Source organism: Oleiharenicola sp. Vm1 (assembly GCF_047777955.1).
In the GTDB taxonomy this organism is placed as follows: domain Bacteria; phylum Verrucomicrobiota; class Verrucomicrobiia; order Opitutales; family Opitutaceae; genus Didemnitutus.
Map to the genome: position 1 here is coordinate 787985 of NZ_CP180537.1, position 17577 is coordinate 805561.

The 17577-nt window shown below is 71.3% G+C and carries 16 protein-coding genes and 1 pseudogene; 8 read left to right on the plus strand and 9 right to left on the minus strand.

Translation table 11 applies throughout. The features are described from left to right. Window positions 1-51 precede the first annotated feature (51 nt). Together ACMYLB_RS04395 and ACMYLB_RS04400 are read right to left on the minus strand one after the other, a co-directional pair. On the minus strand, window positions 52-2091 hold the full coding sequence (locus tag ACMYLB_RS04395; RefSeq protein WP_415909754.1) for an ArnT family glycosyltransferase: 2040 nt from the start codon (window positions 2089-2091) through the stop codon (window positions 52-54). Further along, window positions 2092-2784, minus strand: coding sequence for a glycosyltransferase family 2 protein (locus ACMYLB_RS04400; protein WP_415911031.1), 693 nt, complete (start codon window positions 2782-2784; stop codon window positions 2092-2094). It lies immediately after the preceding gene. A gap of 97 nt (window positions 2785-2881) precedes the next feature. Between ACMYLB_RS04400 and ACMYLB_RS04405 the strand changes: the two genes are divergently transcribed. The 3 genes from ACMYLB_RS04405 to msrB all read left to right on the plus strand — a co-directional run bounded on the left by ACMYLB_RS04405 (window position 2882) and on the right by msrB (window position 5560). After that, on the plus strand, window positions 2882-3565 hold the full coding sequence (locus ACMYLB_RS04405; RefSeq protein WP_415909755.1) for a TVP38/TMEM64 family protein: 684 nt from the start codon (window positions 2882-2884) through the stop codon (window positions 3563-3565). Further along, on the plus strand, window positions 3562-4845 hold the full coding sequence (xseA, locus tag ACMYLB_RS04410; RefSeq protein ID WP_415909756.1) for an exodeoxyribonuclease VII large subunit: 1284 nt from the start codon (window positions 3562-3564) through the stop codon (window positions 4843-4845). Before ACMYLB_RS04405 ends, xseA begins: the two co-directional genes overlap by 4 nt. A gap of 265 nt (window positions 4846-5110) precedes the next feature. Then, on the plus strand, window positions 5111-5560 hold the full coding sequence (gene msrB, locus ACMYLB_RS04415; RefSeq protein ID WP_415911032.1) for a peptide-methionine (R)-S-oxide reductase MsrB: 450 nt from the start codon (window positions 5111-5113) through the stop codon (window positions 5558-5560). Window positions 5561-5648: 88 nt separating this feature from the next. Here msrB and ACMYLB_RS04420 read toward each other — a convergent pair whose 3' ends face one another. The 3 genes from ACMYLB_RS04420 to ACMYLB_RS04430 all read right to left on the minus strand — a co-directional run bounded on the left by ACMYLB_RS04420 (window position 5649) and on the right by ACMYLB_RS04430 (window position 9558). Beyond that, on the minus strand, window positions 5649-6947 hold the full coding sequence (locus tag ACMYLB_RS04420) for a M48 family metallopeptidase (protein WP_415909757.1): 1299 nt from the start codon (window positions 6945-6947) through the stop codon (window positions 5649-5651). A gap of 54 nt (window positions 6948-7001) precedes the next feature. Next, entirely contained in the window at window positions 7002-8369 is a 1368-nt protein-coding gene (locus tag ACMYLB_RS04425; RefSeq protein ID WP_415909758.1) for a DUF1343 domain-containing protein, read from the minus strand. Window positions 8370-8496: 127 nt separating this feature from the next. After that, window positions 8497-9558 (minus strand): 3-deoxy-7-phosphoheptulonate synthase, encoded by a 1062-nt coding sequence (locus tag ACMYLB_RS04430; RefSeq protein WP_415909759.1) that lies wholly within the window; start codon window positions 9556-9558, stop codon window positions 8497-8499. Window positions 9559-9639: 81 nt separating this feature from the next. On the opposite strand from ACMYLB_RS04430, the gene ACMYLB_RS04435 reads away from it, so the two are divergent. After that, window positions 9640-10656 (plus strand): SAM-dependent methyltransferase, encoded by a 1017-nt coding sequence (locus ACMYLB_RS04435; protein ID WP_415909760.1) that lies wholly within the window; start codon window positions 9640-9642, stop codon window positions 10654-10656. Between the two features lie 183 nt (window positions 10657-10839). Further along, window positions 10840-11547, plus strand: coding sequence for a TrmH family RNA methyltransferase (locus tag ACMYLB_RS04440; RefSeq protein ID WP_415909761.1), 708 nt, complete (start codon window positions 10840-10842; stop codon window positions 11545-11547). Here the strand turns inward: ACMYLB_RS04440 and ACMYLB_RS04445 are convergent. The 4 genes and pseudogenes from ACMYLB_RS04445 to kynU all read right to left on the minus strand — a co-directional run bounded on the left by ACMYLB_RS04445 (window position 11544) and on the right by kynU (window position 14318). After that, complete coding sequence (locus ACMYLB_RS04445; protein WP_415909762.1) at window positions 11544-12386, minus strand: class I SAM-dependent methyltransferase; 843 nt, start codon at window positions 12384-12386, stop codon at window positions 11544-11546. The genes ACMYLB_RS04440 and ACMYLB_RS04445 overlap by 4 nt on opposite strands. Window positions 12387-12421: 35 nt before the next feature. Next, window positions 12422-12619, minus strand: a complete 198-nt coding sequence (locus ACMYLB_RS04450) for a hypothetical protein (protein ID WP_415911160.1) — start codon at window positions 12617-12619, stop codon at window positions 12422-12424. A 227-nt stretch (window positions 12620-12846) separates the two neighbouring features. Continuing rightward, a pseudogene (locus ACMYLB_RS04455) lies at window positions 12847-13041 on the minus strand (cyclase family protein); the annotation flags it as partial. Continuing rightward, the gene (kynU, locus tag ACMYLB_RS04460) at window positions 13038-14318 is read right to left on the minus strand and encodes a kynureninase (RefSeq protein ID WP_415909763.1); all 1281 of its coding nucleotides are present in this window, start codon (window positions 14316-14318) and stop codon (window positions 13038-13040) included. The pseudogene ACMYLB_RS04455 and the gene kynU, both read right to left, overlap by 4 nt. 105 nt (window positions 14319-14423) lie before the next feature. Here kynU and ACMYLB_RS04465 point away from each other — a divergent pair, with 105 nt between their 5' ends. The 3 genes from ACMYLB_RS04465 to glgA all read left to right on the plus strand — a co-directional run bounded on the left by ACMYLB_RS04465 (window position 14424) and on the right by glgA (window position 17499). After that, entirely contained in the window at window positions 14424-14777 is a 354-nt protein-coding gene (locus tag ACMYLB_RS04465; RefSeq protein ID WP_415909764.1) for a hypothetical protein, read from the plus strand. 77 nt (window positions 14778-14854) lie between these two features. Further along, entirely contained in the window at window positions 14855-16015 is a 1161-nt protein-coding gene (locus ACMYLB_RS04470) for an NAD(P)/FAD-dependent oxidoreductase (protein WP_415909766.1), read from the plus strand. 11 nt (window positions 16016-16026) lie between these two features. Then, window positions 16027-17499, plus strand: a complete 1473-nt coding sequence (gene glgA / locus ACMYLB_RS04475; RefSeq protein ID WP_415909767.1) for a glycogen synthase GlgA — start codon at window positions 16027-16029, stop codon at window positions 17497-17499. Window positions 17500-17577: the final 78 nt, after the last annotated feature.

Below are 17577 nucleotides of genomic sequence, written 5' to 3' on the forward strand. Positions count from 1 at the left end.
CGATTTGGGCGCCGGCGGCGCGGCCGGCCGGATTTACCGGCGGTTAGCAGCTCAGCGCAGCGGGCCGTAGAGCGCCGCCTGCACCTCGGCGTCGGAGAGCCGGAAGACGAGCAGCGAGCCGCCGACGACCTCGAGCGGCTCGCGGTCGCGCAGCGCGCGGCAGAGGCGGCCGAATTGCATGAGCTCGAGGTCCATCAGGTCCTGCACCACGCGCTCCTGTTCGGCGGAGGAGCGCGGGGCCTTGGCCGCGGCGGCCTGGGCGGCGCGATGGAGCAGGTCCTGGTAAACCTGTTCCTGGCGTTCGCCCCATTCGCCGCGCGTGGGCAGGTAGGCGCGCTGGAAATGCGTCGCGCCGATCACGAACCAGCCGCCGCGCACCGGTGCGGGGAAGGTGCGCGGGCCGCGGTCGTTCCACTCGTCGCCGAAGCGGATGACGTCGAGCCGGCGTGCGCGGGGCGAGTCGGCCCCGAAGTAGGTGAGGAAGACGGGCGTCGTGTCGCCGCCGGCGCGCCGGCGGTCGAGCCAGGCGGCGAGGTCGGGCAGGCCCTGGCCCCAGTCGTAGGAGCTGTCGACGAGGTAGCGGTAGCCGCGCTCGACGCCGCCCGCGAGCGGCTGGAAATACGAGAGGTAGAACGGCCGCACGGCGATCGAGTCGGCGGCGTGCGCCGCGACGGCCAGGGCCAGCGCTCCGCCGACCAGGCGGCGCGGGCCGGCGACGAGCCAGCATGCGGCGGCGGAGGCGAGGACGTAGAACACCGGATACGTCGGCAGGATGTGGCGGTGGCCGATGTTGAGGTTCATCTGGATCGCCATGATCCAGTAGACGACGAAGAACACCGCCAGCGGAGCCGCGCGGTAGAGCCAGGCGCGGCGGACGCCCGGCGCGCGCCGCGACCGCGGCCACAGCAGCGCGGCGAGGCCGGCGACGCCGAGCAGCAGCGCGGGCAGCGGGGTCTTCAGCACGAACGCCACCGGGAAGAACGTCCGCCAGCCGGTCGTGCGGTATTCGCCGAGGAAGAACGCCGGGCGGTAGCGCGCGAACTTGTAGGTGTGGGCGAAGCCGAAGAGATACGCCTCGGGCAGCACGCGGTGGTCGCGCATCCACCCCAGCAGGTGCGTCATGCCGGTCTCCTCGACCGGCCGCTGCGAGTGCAGCAGGCGGTCGAGCGACGTGTCGGCCGCGCGCGGCACCGGCGCCTTGTCCAGGATCACGTCCCAGGAGAAATAGTAGCTCTCGGCCGCCGCCCGCGCGCGATGGAGGCCCTCGAAGCGGAAACCGTAGCCCGCCCACAGCACGACGAGGCTGCCGGCGCCGACGGCGCCGAGCACGGCGAGCGAGGCCAGGGCGAGGCGGAGCCGGCCGCGCAGCCAGCGGGTCGGTCCGAGCTGCACCACGAGCGGCGCCCCGCGCCAGACGCGGACGGCCCACAGCGCGCCGAGCAGCGGCACGATGAGCACGCCGGACATTTTCGAGAGGAACGTCAGGCCGCAGGCCAGCGCGGTGCCGGCGAGGCGCGCAGGCGTGACGCGGTGCAGCAGCCGCCACGCGAGCGTGAGCGCGCCGAGCATGCAGGCGGTCGCGGCCATGTCGGACGTGATGAGGCCGCCGTGCGCGAGCAGCGCCGGGCAGAACACCGCCAGCGCGAGCGCGATCCACCCCGCGGTGGCGCCGAAGAGCCCGCGGGCCCAGCGCCAGGTCAGCCACACGGTGAACACGCCGAAGAGGGCGGTCATGGCCCGGCCGGCGAGCAGCATGCGGTCGAGCGGATTGCCCAGGCCGAAGAAGAAGCGGTCACCGAGGGTGTTGACCTGCGAGCGCAGCCAGTCCGGGTTGCCCTCGAGCGGCGGGAACTTCAGGTCCATCGCCAGCAGCGGCAGCGCGGCGACCCGCATGGGCAGCGTGCCGTTCTCCGGGTGGAGGCGGTAGTCGTTGAACTTCCAGTAGGAGTAGCCGCCGGTGAGGTGCACGACCTCGTCGGCGGTCACGCCCAGGCGGGGCGAGACGCTCACCGCCATGACGTAGTAGAGCGCGAGCGCGGCAGCGACGAGCAGCCAGGTGCGGGTCGACGGCGCGGACGCGACCGGGCGCATTCAGCGGAAGAGGTTGTATTTCGCGATCGCGTAGATCGCGCGGAAGCCGTCGCGCCAGCCGATCTTTTTGCCCTCGGCGTAGGTGCGGCCGTAGTAGCTGATGCCGACCTCGTAGATGCGGCAGTCCGGGAGGGCGGCGACCTTGGCGGTGATCTCCGGCTCGAAGCCGAAGCGGTTTTCCTCGATGGTGATCTTCTGGAGCACGTCGCGGCGGAACACCTTGTAGCAGGTCTCCATGTCCGTGAGGTTGATGTTCGTGCACATGTTCGAGAGCAGGGTGAGGAAGCGGTTGCCCACCATGTGCCAGAAGTAGACCACGCGGTGCGCCTCGGCGCCCATGAAGCGCGAGCCGAAGACGACGTCGGCCTTGCCCTCGGCGATGGGCTTGAGCAGGCGCGGGTATTCCTGCGGGTCGTATTCGAGGTCGGCGTCCTGCACGATCACCGCGTCGCCCGTCGCCGCCCCGAAACCCGTGCGCAGCGCCGCGCCCTTGCCGGCGTTGACCGGATGGTAGACCACCTTGCTCACCAGCGGCTCGATCTCGCTGCGCAGGATCTCCCGCGTGCCGTCGGTCGAGCAGTCGTCGACGATGATGATCTCCTTGTCCGCCACCGGCGCCGCGCGCACGGCCTCGACGATCGAGCGGATCGTGTGGCGCTCGTTGTAGCAGGGGATGACGACGGAGAGCTTCATGGCGGTGCGCGGCACGCTAGAGGACGGGCGGGGCGAGGGAAGAGCAAAGAAGGCTCCGGCCTTGACGGCGCGGAAGCCGCCCGCGCATCGTGGGGTGATGGCCGACCGCACCTCCTCCGCCCCGAAAAACCGCGCTCTGCTGCTCAAGCTCGGCGCCGTCGTCGTCGTGCTCGGGGTTGCGGCGGTGCTGGTTTTACGCGGGATTGACGTGCGGACGCTGATCGACCGCGGGCTCGAGCTGCTGCGCGCGGCCGGGCCGGTGGCGTTCTTCCTCGGCATGGCGCTGGCGCCGCTGGCGGCGGTGCCGATGCTGGCGTTTTCCCTGCCGGCGGTGGCCCTCTACGGCCCGCGCTTCGGCACGCCCGGCGTGGTGGCGCTCTCGCTTGCGGCCGTGACCGTGAACTTCTGCCTCGCCTACGGGCTGGCGCGGCGCGGGCTGCGGCCGCTGCTCAGCGGCATCGTCCACCGGCTCGGTTACCAGCTCCCCGACGTCGAGGCGGGCGACGCGACCGATCTGGTCATCCTGCTGCGGGTGACGCCCGGGGTGCCGTTCTTCGCGCAGAACTACCTCGCCGGCCTCGCCGAGGTGCCGTTCGGGCGCTATTTCCTCGTGTCGGCGCTGACGGCGTGGCCGCTGAACGTGGCCTTCCTGCTCTTCGGCGACGCACTGCTGCACGGCAAGGGCAAGGTGGCGCTGATCTCGATCTGCGCGCTGGCGGCGCTGCTCACGGCGACGCACCTCGTGCGCAAGCACTACGAGCGGCGCAAAAAGGCAGTGTGAAACCCGACGAGCTGGCGCTGAACGACGACGGCGGCCGCGTGCAGACGGTCGCGGAGTTCACGCGCCGCGTGCGCGAGCTGCTCAAGGGCGGCCTGCCCGCCGGCTGGGTGCAGGGCGAGGTCTCCAACCTCCGCGCGCAGGCGAGCGGGCACGTCTATTTCTCCCTCAAGGACGCGACGGCGCAGCTCAGCTGCGTGCTCTTCCGCGGCGACGCCGCGCGGCAGTCGGTCGCGCTCCGCGACGGCCTGCAGGTGCTCGTCTACGGCGAAATCGACGTCTACGAGGCGCGCGGCCAATACCAGCTCATCGTCCGCGCCGTGGTCGACCACGGCGTCGGCCGGCTCCAGCAGGAATTCGAGCAGCTGAAGCGCCGGCTGGCCGCCGAGGGGCTTTTCGCCGCGGAGAAGAAGCGCTCGCTGCCGGTGGCGGCGGCGTGCGTGGGCTTCATCACCTCGCCCACCGGCGCCGCGGTGCAGGACTTCATCCGCATCCTGCGCCGGCGCGAGTGGCGCGGCCGGCTCGTCATCCTGCCGGCGAAGGTGCAGGGCGCGGGCGCAGCGGCCGAGATGGTGGAACAGCTGCGCCTGGCGCGGTCGCTCGGGATCTTCGACCTGCTCGTGATCGGGCGCGGCGGCGGCAGCATCGAGGACCTCTGGGCCTTCAACGAGGAACCGCTGGTGCGCGCGGTCGCGGCGGCGGCGGTGCCGATCATCTCCGCGGTCGGCCACGAGATCGACTACACACTCTGCGATTTCGCGGCCGACGTGCGGGCGGAGACGCCGAGCGCGGCGGCGGAGCTGATCTCCTCGCGGCACCTGGCCGTCGTCGAGCGCGTGCTCAATGCCGGCGGCGCGCTGGAGGACATCGCCGCGGCCCGCCTGGAGCACGCCCGGCAGCAGCTCGACCACGCCCGCAGCCGCCTGCGCCTGCTCTCGCCAGCCGCGGTGATCGAGCAGCGCCAGCTGCGCGTCGACGACCTGGCCAACCGCCTCGGCTCGGCCCTGCGGCACGCCACGCAGGAGCGCCGCGAGCAACTCGCCGCCGCGCGCGCGCGCCTGGCGGCCGCCTCGCCCGAGCGGCGCGTGCAGCTCGAGTCGCACCGCCTGCTCGCGCTGTGGAAGCGCCTCGAGTCGGTCAGCCCGCAGTCGGTGCTCAAGCGCGGCTTCGCGCTCGTGCGCGACGCGGCCGGGCGGCCGGTGAGCCGGGCGCGGGGCGTGCAGTCCGGCCAGCCGCTCGTGACCGAGTTCGCCGACGGCAAGGTTCGCAGCCGCGTGGAATAAACGCCGCCGTCGCCGCTCCCATGTGAGCGGCCCCGCCGCGTTTGCTTCCCCGCCGTCCCTGATTAGCCTCCCTCCGCCGATGAACAAGACCCTCCTCGCCGTCACCGCCGCCGCATCGCTCGCGGCCTCGGCCGCGCTGGTTTCCGCCGCCAACTCTCCGACCATGAAATCCACGAAGCCCGACGCTCCCGCCTCCGAAGCCGCCTACTGCCCGCCGGGCGACGCGAAGTCCGCCTGCGGGCTGCCGTCGCAGGTCGTCATCGACATGAGCAAGGCCAAGGTGCGGCGCACCGACGCCGAGTGGCGCGCGCGGCTGACGCCGGAGCAGTATCGCGTGGCGCGGCAGCAGGGCACCGAGCCGCCGTTCCGCAACGCCTATTGGGACAACCACGCCGACGGCGTGTATTTCTGCGTCGGCTGCGACACGCCGCTCTTCGACTCGCGGCACAAGTTCGACTCCGGCACCGGCTGGCCGAGCTACTGGCAGCCGCTGGAGAAGGCCTTCGTCGCCGAGGAGACCGACTCGAGCTGGGGCATGGTCCGCACCGAGACGCACTGCGCGGTCTGCGGGTCGCACCTCGGCCACGTGTTCGACGACGGCCCGGCGCCGACCGGCCTGCGCTACTGCATCAACAGCGCGTCGTTGAAGTTCATGCCGCGCGCCGAGTATGACCAGTGGGCGATGAAGAACAGCCCGGCGAAGCCGAAGGAGTGAGCCGCTGCGGCCGCCCGGCCGCGGCGCGGACGGACGGCGACAGGCGGCAACCCGGTGGCGCGCTCGCGGGCCACCGGGCGGTGGCGCGTCACTGGCTCGCCTGCCCGGCGGGCGCGGCGGCCGGTTTGTCGTTCAGGTGCTCGGCCTTCCAGCGCATCGACATGAGGATGCGATTGTAGCCGCTCGGGTGATCGAAGAAGAGGATCTCCTCCCACGGGCCCGGGTGCATCTTGCGGTATTCGGAGAGCTGGAGCGCGACGTGGGCGAAGGCGTCGGGCTCGCGCGCGGCGTTGAGCCCGAAGATGTCGGCCTCGACCTCGTTCGAGCGGATGATGGAGTTCTTCACCGGCTCGGCGAAGAGCATGAAGACCGAGAAGCAGGCCAGGATGATCGGCAGGCCGGCGTAGTCGGTGATGTCGCGCACGCCCCAGCTTCCGCCCCAGCGCTGCTGCACCCACCAGAAGGCCGAGTTGACGAACCAGAAGCCGGCGCCGACGAGCAGGCTGAAGTAGACGACCAGCTCGTAGACGTGATTGAGGACGTAGTGGCCGAGCTCATGGCCCATCACCGCCTGCACCTCCGCCGGCGTGCAGCGGGTGAGGAGGTTGTCGTTGAGCGAGACGCGGATGGTGTTGAGCGCGCCGCTGACGTTGGCGCTGATGCGCTTGGACTGCTTCGAGGCGTCGAACTGGTAGACGTTGTCCACCGGCACGCCGTTGGCGCGGGCGAGCGAGAGGATCGGGTCGCGGATCTTCGCGTCGGTGAGCGGCGTGTATCGGTTGAAGAGCGGGCTGATGAAAACCGGTGAGAGGGCGAAGAGAAAGACCATGAAGAACGGCGTCGCGATCGCCGCGCGGATCCACCAGCGGCCGGGCGAGCGGCGGATGGCGAGGTAGAGCAGGGAGCCGAGGAAGAGCGCGATGATCAGGCCCGGAATCAGCGCGGTCGCGCGCTCCTTCAGCCAGCCGCCGAGGCTGAGGTTGGAGAGGCCATACTGGTGCTCGCGGACGAAGCCGGTGTAGTAGTCCCACGGCAGGTTCACCACCCAGCCGACAAGCACGAGCAGCGTGAGGAAGACCAGGCCGTGCACGACGCGCGACTTGGTCACGCCCTCGGCGAGGGTGCGGAGCCGGGTGTAGACGCCGAGGCGGTAGAGCAGGGCGGTGAGACCGACGGTGACGACGACGTCCCAGAGCAGGATCCAGTAGCCGCCCTCGAAATACGCGTCGGACTTCGCCCGCGCCTCGGCCGGCAGCTGGGCCATGATCTTCTCGGTGGCGGCGACGGGATCGAAGGCGGGGTCGGCGGCGCGCAGCGCGAGCGTCGCGCCGGTCACGGCGAGCGCCACGAAGGCGCCGCGGAGCAGCGAGCGGGGGAGCAGGGGCATGGCGGGTGGAAATCCCAATCGCCCCGCGGAGGCAAACCCGGAAGCGGCTCCGCCTTACGGGTAGAGCCAGTATTTCTTCGCCTGCTGCTGGAAGACCGCGGCGCGCTCCGCCCAGTTCTTGGTGAAGAGCGTGACGTCGACGCGGCCGCCCTGCGTGCGGATGGCGTTATACCAGGCGGCCGAGCCGACGTGGATGTTGAACGTGCGCGCCTCGCTCGCGGTGAGGCTGGCGTAGGGATTCAGCTTCGACCACAGCGCGGCCTGCTTCTGCATGTAGAACGACACCTCGGTCGGCCGCCATTTCTCCCAGTCGACCACCTCGACGTAGACGCCGGGCACGACCTTCCCCTCGCGCGAGAGGCCGTTCATCTTGAGGAAGCGCACGCCGGGGATCTTGTAGGCTTCCATCGCCTTGATGATCTCGTCGGGCGTCTTCTTGGGAAAATGGATGCCGCGGAACGGGTAGTCCCGGCCGATGCCGGAGCTCCAGCCGCTGTCCTGCGTGCCGAGGCCGATCATGGCGTAGCCCACCGCCGCCTCGTAGCTCGGCACCATGGGCGAGGTCGGCACCCAGCGCAGCCCGGTCTCGGGCCAGCGCATCGCGCGCGTCCAGCCGCGCATCGGAATCACCGTGAGCCGGCCCTTCTGGCGGGCGGCCTCGGGGGTGTCGATGACGTTGGGGATATACAGCATGCGCGGCAGGTCCTTGGCCATGCGCGCGAGTTCGCCGAGCGTCAGGCCGTGGACGTAGGGCGTGCGGAACGCGCCGACGTAGCTCTTGAACTCGGCGTCGAGCGGCGGGCCGTCGACCTTGAGGCCGCCGAGCGGGTTGGGGCGGTCGAGCACGATGACCTCGACGTTGTTCTCGAAGCACGCGGCCATCATCGCGAGCATGGCGCTGGCGAAGGTGTAGGAGCGCGAGCCGATGTCCTGCAGGTCGATGACGACGGCGTCGAGGCCCTTGAGCATCGCCTTGGTCGGCTTGCGGGTCTTGCCGTGGACGGAGTAGATCGGCAGCCCCGTCGGTTGATGGATCGAGTCGGCGAAGTTGACCGAGGCCGCGATCGTGCCGTCGAGGCCGTGTTCGGGGGCGAAGAGGGTGACGAGCTTCGCCTGCGGCGCGCGCCGCAGGACGCTCCAGGTCGGCTCGCCGCGGCGGTTCAGGCCGGCGGCATGGGTGAGCAGGCCGATGCGCTTGCCCGCGATCGCCTTGAAGCCCTCGGCCTCGAGCACGTCGATGCCGAGCATGACCGGCGGGAGCTTCTCCGGCGGCGGCGTGGGGCGCGGCTCGGGGGCCGGGGCGGGCGCCGCGGGCTTCTCCGCCTTCTTGCCGGATTTGCTGGCGCAGCCCGGCGCGACGACGAGGGCGGCGAGGGCGAGCAGGGCTCCGAGGAAAAGCAGCGCGGGTGACCGGCGAGGCATGCGGTCGTTTTTCTGCGAAGCGCGCCGGAGGCTGGCGAGGAGAAACGCCGGCCGCGCGAGGGAAATTCCCGCGCCGGTGACGGGACCGGGCGCGCGGCGCGTTCCGAGCGGATCGTCGGGGCCGGGCTTAACGAGAGCGCCGCGCGACCACCGCCGCCGCAAACTGCTCCAGCAGCGGCAGGGTCTCGTCGAAGCCCAGGCAGGCGTCGGTGATGCTCTGGCCGTAGACCAGCGGCTTGCCCGGCTCGTGCTTCTGCGCGCCGGCGACGAGATTGCTCTCCAGCATCACGCCGATGATCGCGCGGTTGCCGCCGGCGATCTGGCCGGCGAGGTCGGCGGCGACCGCGACCTGGCGGTCGTGCTGCTTGCCGCTGTTGCCGTGGCTGCAGTCGACGAGCACGACCGGCAGCGCGCTGGTCTTCTGCAGCAGGCCGACGGCGGTGGCGATGTGCTCGGCGGAGAAGTTCGGCCCCGTGCGGCTGCCGCCGCGGAGCACGAGGTGGCCCTCGGGATTGCCCGCCGTGGCCAGCACGGCCGGCGCGCCCTCGCGCGTAAGCGAGGGGAAGCAGTGCGGGTGGCTGGCCGAGACGATGGCGTCGACCGCCACCTGCAGGTCGCCGTCGGTGCGGTTCTTGAAGCCGACGGGCATGGAGAGGCCGGAGGCGAGCTCGCGGTGGATCTGGCTCTCGGTCGTGCGCGCGCCGATGGCGGCCCACGAGACGAGGTCGGCGTAGTATTGGCCGAGCGTGGTGTCGAGGAACTCGGTGCCGATGGGCAGCCCGGCGGCGTTGACGTCGAGCAGGAGCTTGCGCGCGAGGCGCAGGCCCTTGTTGACCATGAAGCTCCCGTCGAGGTCCGGGTCGTTGATCAGGCCCTTCCAGCCGACGACGGTGCGGGGTTTCTCGAAATAGACGCGCATCACGACCAGCAGGTCGCGGGCGAAGCGGTCGGCGAGCGGCTTGAGCTGCCGCGCGTAGTCGAGCGCCGCGGCCGGGTCGTGGATGGAGCACGGGCCCACCACGACGACGAGGCGGTCGTCGCGTCCGGCGAGGATGTCGCCGATCTCGCGCCGCGCCCGGTGCACCAGCGCCGCGCCGGCCTCGCTCAGCGGCAGATCCTCCTCGAGGATCGCGGGCGACAGCAGCGGTCGTGCCGTGCGGATGCGGAGGTCGGAGGTTTGCGGGCGCATGGGAAGGCCGAGTGAACGCCCGGCGGGGCAAAACGCGAGATTTTCGTCGCCTCGCCCGGGGTATGACGGAAACTCGGCGCGATGCTTTTCCTCGGACAACACGGCTTCGAAGCGCTGCTCGCCCGCGAGCTGCAGGCGGACGGCCTGACCGTGGAGGAGACCGGCCCCGGCTGGGCCGGCGCGGAGGCGCTGCCTGGCGACGCCGTGCCGCGCTCGATCGACGAACTGTGCTTCCCGCACCTGACGCTGCTGGCGCCGCGCGAGATCCGCGGCGACTCGGTCAACGTCCTCGCGCAGCAGCTGGCGGACTATTTTCTCGAGAGCCTGCGCGGCGAGCGCGTCGACGCGGCCTGGCCCTGCGTCTTCCGCGAGGCGGCGGAGGTGCCCGGGCTCGGCCGGCGCGCGGCGGGCGTGGAGAAGGCCTTCCACGAGCTGCTGGAAAAGAAGCTGCGCCGCGTCGCCAAGCTGGCTTCGCCCGAGATGCCGCGCGGCGGCGGGAAGGTGCGGGGGCTCTTTGTGTTCTTCGCGGACTTCGGGCGCGTCTTCGCCGGCCGCGAGGCCTGGCGCGGCGGGCAGCAGCGCATGGCGGACGATCCGCTGGCGCCGTCGCGCTCCTACCTGAAGGTCGAGGAGGCCTACGCCGTGCTCGGGCGCGAGCCGGCGGCGGGCGAGACGGTGTGCGACCTCGGCGCGGCGCCGGGCGGCTGGAGCTACAGCGCGGCCAGGCGCGGGGCGCGCGTGGTGGCGATCGACAACGGCCCGCTCAAGGGCGGCGCGCTGGACAATCCGCTGATCGAGCACCGGCGCGAGGACGCGTTCAAGTTCAAGCCGGCCGAGGGCGAGGTGTTCGACTGGATGTTCTGCGACCTGGTCGAGGAGCCGCACCACGTGCTCGAGGACCTGATCGCGCCGTGGCTGCAGCGCGGCTGGTGCCGGCGCTTCGTGATCATCTTCAAGTTCGGCCGCACCGACCCGCTGGCGCTGCTGCGGACGGTGCGCGCGCCCGGCGGCGTGTTCGCCACCCACGCGGCGAGCCTCCGCATCCGCCACCTGTATCACGACCGCGAGGAGTTCACCCTCGTCGGCGAGGTGAAGTGAGGCGGCGCGCGGCGGTGCATGGGTGAGGCGGGCGGGGAAGCGCCGGGCCGGCCGGAAGCCGTGCGGCGCCGCGGCCGTCTCCGGGCTTGCGTGGGGCGCGGCGGCGCGGTGCGCTGCGGTGTGCGCCCGCCATCCTCTCCTCCCGCGAAACCGTCCGAGCTCAACGTCTGCGGCTGGCAGGCCGTGTCCGCGCTGTTCGCACAGCATCCCGGCGACGTGCTGCGGCTGTTCTTCGACCCGGCCACGGGCAAGCGCGCGGGCGAGATGTGTTCCTACCTCGCCCAGCACAAGCGCATCTACCGGCAGGTGCCGCCGGACGAGCTCGAGAAGGTTGCCGGCACGGTGCACCACGGCGGCATCGTGGCGGTGATCGCGGCGCGGCCGCTGCGGCGCGTGACGCCCGACGTGCTGGCCGCGTGGGCGCAGGCGCAGGCGCCGCTGCTGCTGCTCGACCGCGTCAGCAACGCCAACAACCTCGGCGCGATCGTGCGCAGCGCGGCGTATTTCGGCGTGCGCGCCGTCGTCGTCCCCGACGCCCCGGGCCAGGCGCTGCCGGGCGACGCGGCGTATCGCGTCGCGGAGGGTGGCATGGAGTTCGTGGAGTTTTATCGCGTGCCCTCGCTGCCGGAGTTCTGCGCCGCGCTGAAGCGCAGCCACTACCTCATCGGCACGAGCCTGCGCGGCACGCAGCTGTCGCCCCGCGAGGTGCGCGACCGCGGGCTGCCGCGGCCGCCGGCGATCGTGCTGGGCAACGAGGAGAAGGGCATCGCGCCGGGCGTCGCCGCGGCCTGCGACCGGCTGGTGAAGATCCCTGGTGCGGACACGGTCGAATCGCTCAACGTCTCCGCCGCCGCGGCCGTGCTCTGCTGGGAATTCTTCGGCGCGCGCTAGCGGCCGAGGAATCTTCTCAAGAGGCCGCCCCTGACCGCGGGCGCGTCTGCGGGGGAGTGGTTAGCCGAGCGTTCTGGCACGCCCAGCACCGGCTCGAAGTGGCCTGCCTTCTTGTAGAGGATCACGATGTCCTGCATACCCCACGCTTCCTCAAGGTAGGCGCGCAGGATGATGTCGGGATAACGTTGCAGCTGTCGCATCAACCACTCGGGTGAAGTGGCGGCGAAGCCATAGTCTGCCTCGGGCGTCGCCTCGAAATAGCGCTGGTAGGCGAAGCCGCGACGGGCGAATTCCTCGAGCAGCGCGGGTTTGTCGATGTTCTCGGCGACGTTGCGGCGGCCGCGCGCGAGCAGGCTGGTGACCGTGCGACCTTGGGTCGAAAAGACAATGACGCCGCATTCCTTCGTCCACTTTACGAGGCAGTCGATAGTCTCGAGCCAGCGTCGCTCGTCGAGGTGCGTTACCAGCGAACCCACCCAGATGAGGTCGAACTGAGCGTCGAAGTTCAGGGCACCAAGACTGGGCTGCGAGTAGACCGGCGTGGCGCCGAACTGCTGCGCGCAGAAATCCACGCCGTCGCGATCGAGGTCGCAAGCGGTGATCTTGGCGTAGCCGTAGTGGGCGCGCAGGTAGCGCAGCACACGGCCGTGGCCGCAGGGAAGGTCGAGGATAGCAGGGTAGTGCGGTTTGTCGCACAGCACCGAAGAAAAATGAATCAGCTCAAGCGCGCGGCGGCCGAGGTCGAAGTATTGTTCCTCAAGCCCCGCGGACACCATGCCGTCGCGCGGCGCGATGGTGCGATCGACGACCAGGGTGCTGAAATCGTAGAGCGGTTTCATTAGCGCGCCCATCTAGGCGGTGCGCGCGAAGCCAGTCAACCGTGGCGCAGCACGGCGCGCACGGGCGACCCGTCGCCGCCGCGGATCTTCAGCGGCAGGGCGATGAGTTCGTAGACGCCGGGCGCGGCGGCGCGGAGGTCGAGGTTCTCGAGGATGAGCACGTGCGCGGCCTCGAGGGCGTGGTGCGTGGGGAGGTCCTTGCTGGTCGGCTGGTCCACCGACGGGAAATCCATGCCGACGAGCCGCACGCCGTGGGCGCCGAGCCACGCGGGCAGCTCCGGCGCGTAGCGCGGCCAGCCGGGCGGAAAGGCGGCGGGGTCCTGCCAGCTGTCGGTGCGGATGAGCGCGCGCGGGGTCGCGCTCCAGTCGAAGGGGCGAAGAGGTCCGGCGTGAGCACGTCGCGGCCGCGGGCGTCGATCACGCGCGCGGGGCCGACGTAGGCGTCGAGCGCCACCGCGTCGATCTTGGCGCCGGCGTCGGCGAAGTGATACGGCGCGTCGACGTGCGTGCCGGCGTGCATGCTGGCGGCGAGGCGGCCGACGTTGGCGGAGTAGCCGCCGGCCTTGGTGGCGGCGAAGGAGAATTCCGTCGGCGTGTCGCCGGGCCAGACGACCATGCCGGTGTGGATCGGGCGGGAGATGTCGATGAGTTTCATGTGACGCTGTCGCGGGCGGCGGGAAATTTCTCGAAGGCGCGGGCGGTGACGATGTGCCGCAGGCGCTCCACGGCCGCAACGCAGTCGGTGTAGGAATTGTAGAGCGCCACCGGGGCGAGGCGGACGACGTCGGGCGGACGGAAGTCGGGCACGACGCCGGCGGCCTTGAGCGCCTGGCAAATGCGCCACGCCTCGGGGTGGGCGAGCGAGACGTGGCCGCCGCGACGCCCGGGCGCGCGCGGGGTGACGACGGTGAAGCCGAGCGGGGCGAGGTGCATGTCGGCCAGCTCGATCAGCCACGCGGTGAGGGCGAGGGATTTCTCGCGCAGCGGCGTGATGCCGCCCGCGGCGGCGAAGAGCTCGAGCGCGCCCTGCAGCGGGGCGACGCTGAGGATCGGCGGGGTGCCGACGTGCAGCGCCGGGGCGCCGGCGGCGGGCTCGTGCGTGTGCGACATCGCGAAGCGTCGCTCGAGCGCGACGCCCCACCAGCCGGCGAGCCCGGGCGATCGCGGGTGGTGCCGGCGGTGGAGATAGAGTCCGCCGACGGCGCCCGGGCCGGCGTTGAGGTATTTGTAGGAGCACCAGAACGCGAAATCGGCGCCGCCGGCGGCGAGCGCGTGCGGCACGGCACCGATCGAGTGCGAGCAGTCGAAGCCGATCACGATCCCGCGCGCGTGGGCCTCGCGTGTCAGGCGGGCGACGTCGAGCAGTTGCCCGCTCGTGAACAGCACCGCCGGCAACACCGCCAGCTGCACGTCGGGCGTGAAGGCCGCGATGAGGTCGTCCTCGTCGAGCGTGCGCCCGTCGCGGCTGCGCACCTCGCGGTAATGCGCCGCCGGATCGAGCCCGCGGAGCCGCAGGTGGCTCGCGATGGCGTGGGCGTCGGAGGGAAAATTCAGTTCGTCGCCGAGGATGACGCGGCGTGCCGCCTCCGGCCGGTAGAGCGTCGCGAGGAGCTGGTGGAGATTGCCGGTGGTCGAGCCGGTCACGCCCACCTCGTCGGCCGCCGCGCCCACCAGCGGCGCGAGTTGCCCGGCGACCGTTTCGCAGAGGGAGACCCACGGCGTGGCGGCCTCGGTCCAGCCGCCGATGCCGAGCGTGCGCCACTCGCCCAGCACGCGCTGCAGGGCGGCCTCGGCCGGCCGCGAGAGCAGCCCGAGCGAGTTGCCGTCGAGGTAGATCTGCCCGGCCGGCCCTTCGAACTCCGTCCGGAAACGCGCGAGCGGATCGGCGCGATCGAGCGCGGCGGCGCGGGCGCGGGCCTGGGCAAATGGCATGCGGGGATCGTCGCGAGCGTTTCTCCGTGCTGCAAACGCGAAACTCCCTCACGTCCCGCCGAAGCGAACCTTGCGCCGCACCGACAATGTTCGTAATACGTAACAATGCTCTATGCCGGACCTGCCAAGCTCCGCAGCGCTGATCCGCTGCTTGACCTCGTCGAGAGCGCCGCCGTCGCGATCGCGCGCGAATTGAGGAGCCAAACAAGATCCAAGCCGCTTTCGCGCGGTGCGACGCTCCGGCCTGGAGTGGATACACCCCATTGGCTCGCACTCGTGGAGCTGGCCCGCCCGCACCTGCGCCAGCGGGGAGCGAAGGCGAGTTTGGCGCGCGAACTCGGTTTGCACCGGGCGCGCGTCACGGAGTTTTTCGAGAGCCGGCGCACCATGCCGGACGCCGAGCGGACCTTGCTGCTCATGCAGTGGCTGCGGCAGCGCGCGCAGAGCCTGTCCAAGTGAATGTTACGTATTACGAACATTTGCTGGAAGATGCGGGTGGGCTTGCACGGGGGGCGTGACCGCGCACGATCCCGCGCGTGAACAAGCCGATCTGGGACGATGCGCCGTGGGAGCCGTTGCCGACGCTCGCGGGCGTGGTGCGCGCCGACGTGTGTGTGGTCGGGCTCGGCGGGTCGGGGCTGGCGGCGCTGGAGGAGCTGCAGGCGCGGGGCGTCGACGCGGTCGGGCTCGACGCGCGCGGCGCCGGGGCGGGCGCGGCGGGACGCAACGGCGGCTTCGTCCTCGCGGGTCTGGCGAAGTTTTATCACGAGACCGTGGCGCAGCTGGGGCGCGAGGTCGCCGCGGGGATCTATCGCGCGACGGCGGAGGAAATCCGGCGGCAGGCCGCGGCGCTGCCGGGGGTGTTCAACCTGAACGGCTCGCTGCGGCTGGCGGCGACGCCGGCGGAACTGGACGACTGCCGCGCGCACCTCGCGGCGCTGCAAGCGGACGGTTTCCCGGTCGAGTGGTATCGCGGGCCGGAGGGTGAGGGGCTGCTGCTGCCGACCGACGGCGTGTTCCAACCGCTGGCGCGCGTGCGCACGCTGGCGCGGCGGCTGCGCGCGCAGGGCGTGCGGCTGTTCGAGCGCTCGCCGCTGAAGAAGCTGGTGCCGGGCCAGGTCGTGTCCGATGCCGGCGCGGTCGTTGCGGACACGGTGATCGTGGCGGTGGACGGACGGCTGGAGCGGATTTTCCCGGAGCTGGCGCCGCGCGTGCGCACGGCGCGCCTGCAGATGCTCGCGACGGCCCCGACACGCGAGGCGAACTTTCCGCGCGCGGTCTACTGGCGCCACGGCTACGAGTATTGGCAGCAGCGGCCGGATGGCGCGATCGCGCTCGGCGGGTTCCGCGACCACGCGCTCGAGGACGAGTGGACGCAGTCGGCGGAGCCGACGGACTTCATCCAGGAAAAGCTCGAGCGCTTCCTGCGCGGCCACCTCGGCGTCAACGCGCCGGTGACGCACCGCTGGGCGGCGTCGGTCGGCTACACGGCCGACGGCCTGCCGGTGCTCGAGCAGGTGCGCCCGAAGGTCTGGGCGCTCGGTGGCTACAGCGGGACGGGCAACATCGTGGGCTCCTTTGCGGCCGCGCGGCCGCGGCGCTGGTCTGCGGCGAGGTTTCGCCGTGGGCGGAAACGCTCCGGCGGGCGCGCGGCGGCGCCTAAATTTGTCTCGGCACCGGCGCGGGGTTGGGCCTGAGTGGCGTTCCTATGCGCCGGCTGAAAGTCCTGTTCGTCACCCCCGAAGTGGAGCCTTTCGTGAAAGTGGGCGGGCTCGCCGACATGGTCGGTGCGCTGCCCAAGGAGATCGCGGCGCTCGGCCACGACGCCCGCGTGATGTGTCCGCTCTATGCGTCGACCAAGCGCGTGGGCGAGTGGAAGAACCGCGAGGAGCCGCTCGGCGTGGACGTCGGCCCGGAGGCGCGCTGGGCGCGGACGTGGGAGACGACGCTGCCGGGCACGGCGGTGCCGGCGTATTTCATCGAGCACGACTGGTATTTCGGCCGGCCGGAGGTCTACAGCGAGGCGAGCGACAATCCGTTCCGGTTCGCGTTCTTCTGCCGCGCGGCCCTCGCGCTGTGCGAGCAGCTCGGGTGGATCCCGGACGTGATCCATGCGCACGACTGGACCACGGGGCTGCTGCCGGTGATGCTCAACACCACGTTGCGCGACGGTCCGCTCGGCAAGGTCGCCACGGTCTTCACCATCCACAACCTCGAGCACCAGGGCCTCGGTCCGCGCAGCCTGGTGGAGTTTTCGCGCCTGCCGCTGGGCGAGTATCGCTCCGACTCCCTCGAGAGCCACGGCAGCGTGAACATGATGAAGGGCGGCCTCTACCACGCCTCGAAGATCACGACCGTCAGCCCGACCTACGCGCAGGAGATCCGCACGCGCGAAGGCGGCTTCGGGCTCGATGGCGTGCTGCGCTTCCGCTCCGCCGACGTCATCGGCATCCTCAACGGCATCGACGCCGCGGCGTGGGATCCGGCCTCCGACAAGGCGCTGCCCGCGAACTTCACCGCCGCCGACCTCGCCGGCAAGGCGGCGTGCAAGGCCGCGCTGCAGGAGCGCCTCGGCCTCAAGGCCGATCCGCACATCGCGGTCTATGGCGTCGTCGCGCGCCTCGCCCACCAGAAGGGCCTCGACCTGCTCGCCGAGGCGCTCGGCCACATCGTCGAGCGCATGCACGTGCAGTTCGCCATCGTCGGCAGCGGCGACGAGCGGACGGAGGCGATGTTCCGCACCGCGGCGGCGCGCTACCCGGGCAAGATCGGGGCCTTCATCGGCTTCGACCCGAAGCTGGCGCGCCTCGTGCAGGCCGGCAGCGACCTCTTCGTGATGCCGAGCCGCTCCGAGCCCTGCGGGCTCACCCAGATGTATGCGATGCGCTACGGCACGCTCCCGATCGTGCGCGCCACCGGTGGCCTCGTGGACACGGTGGTGAACTACGACGAGGGCTCGAACCGCGGCACGGGCTTCCTCTTCCGCGAGGCGAACTCCGCCGCGCTCTACCAGGCCATCGGCCGCGCCTGCGCGACCTACTACGATCGACGGGAGGAGTTCCGCGCCATGCAGCTCCGCGCGATGGCGCAGGATTTCTCCTGGGCCGCCAGCGCGCCGAAATACGTCGAGTGCTACCGCTGGGCCATCGAGTCGCGCACGGGAACGACGCTGGAGATGTGAGGGGCGCGCGGCGCGTATGACATCGCCCCGCCAACCCCGCCGTTGACACGCGCCGCCGGCGCCGCCACTCCTCTGCGC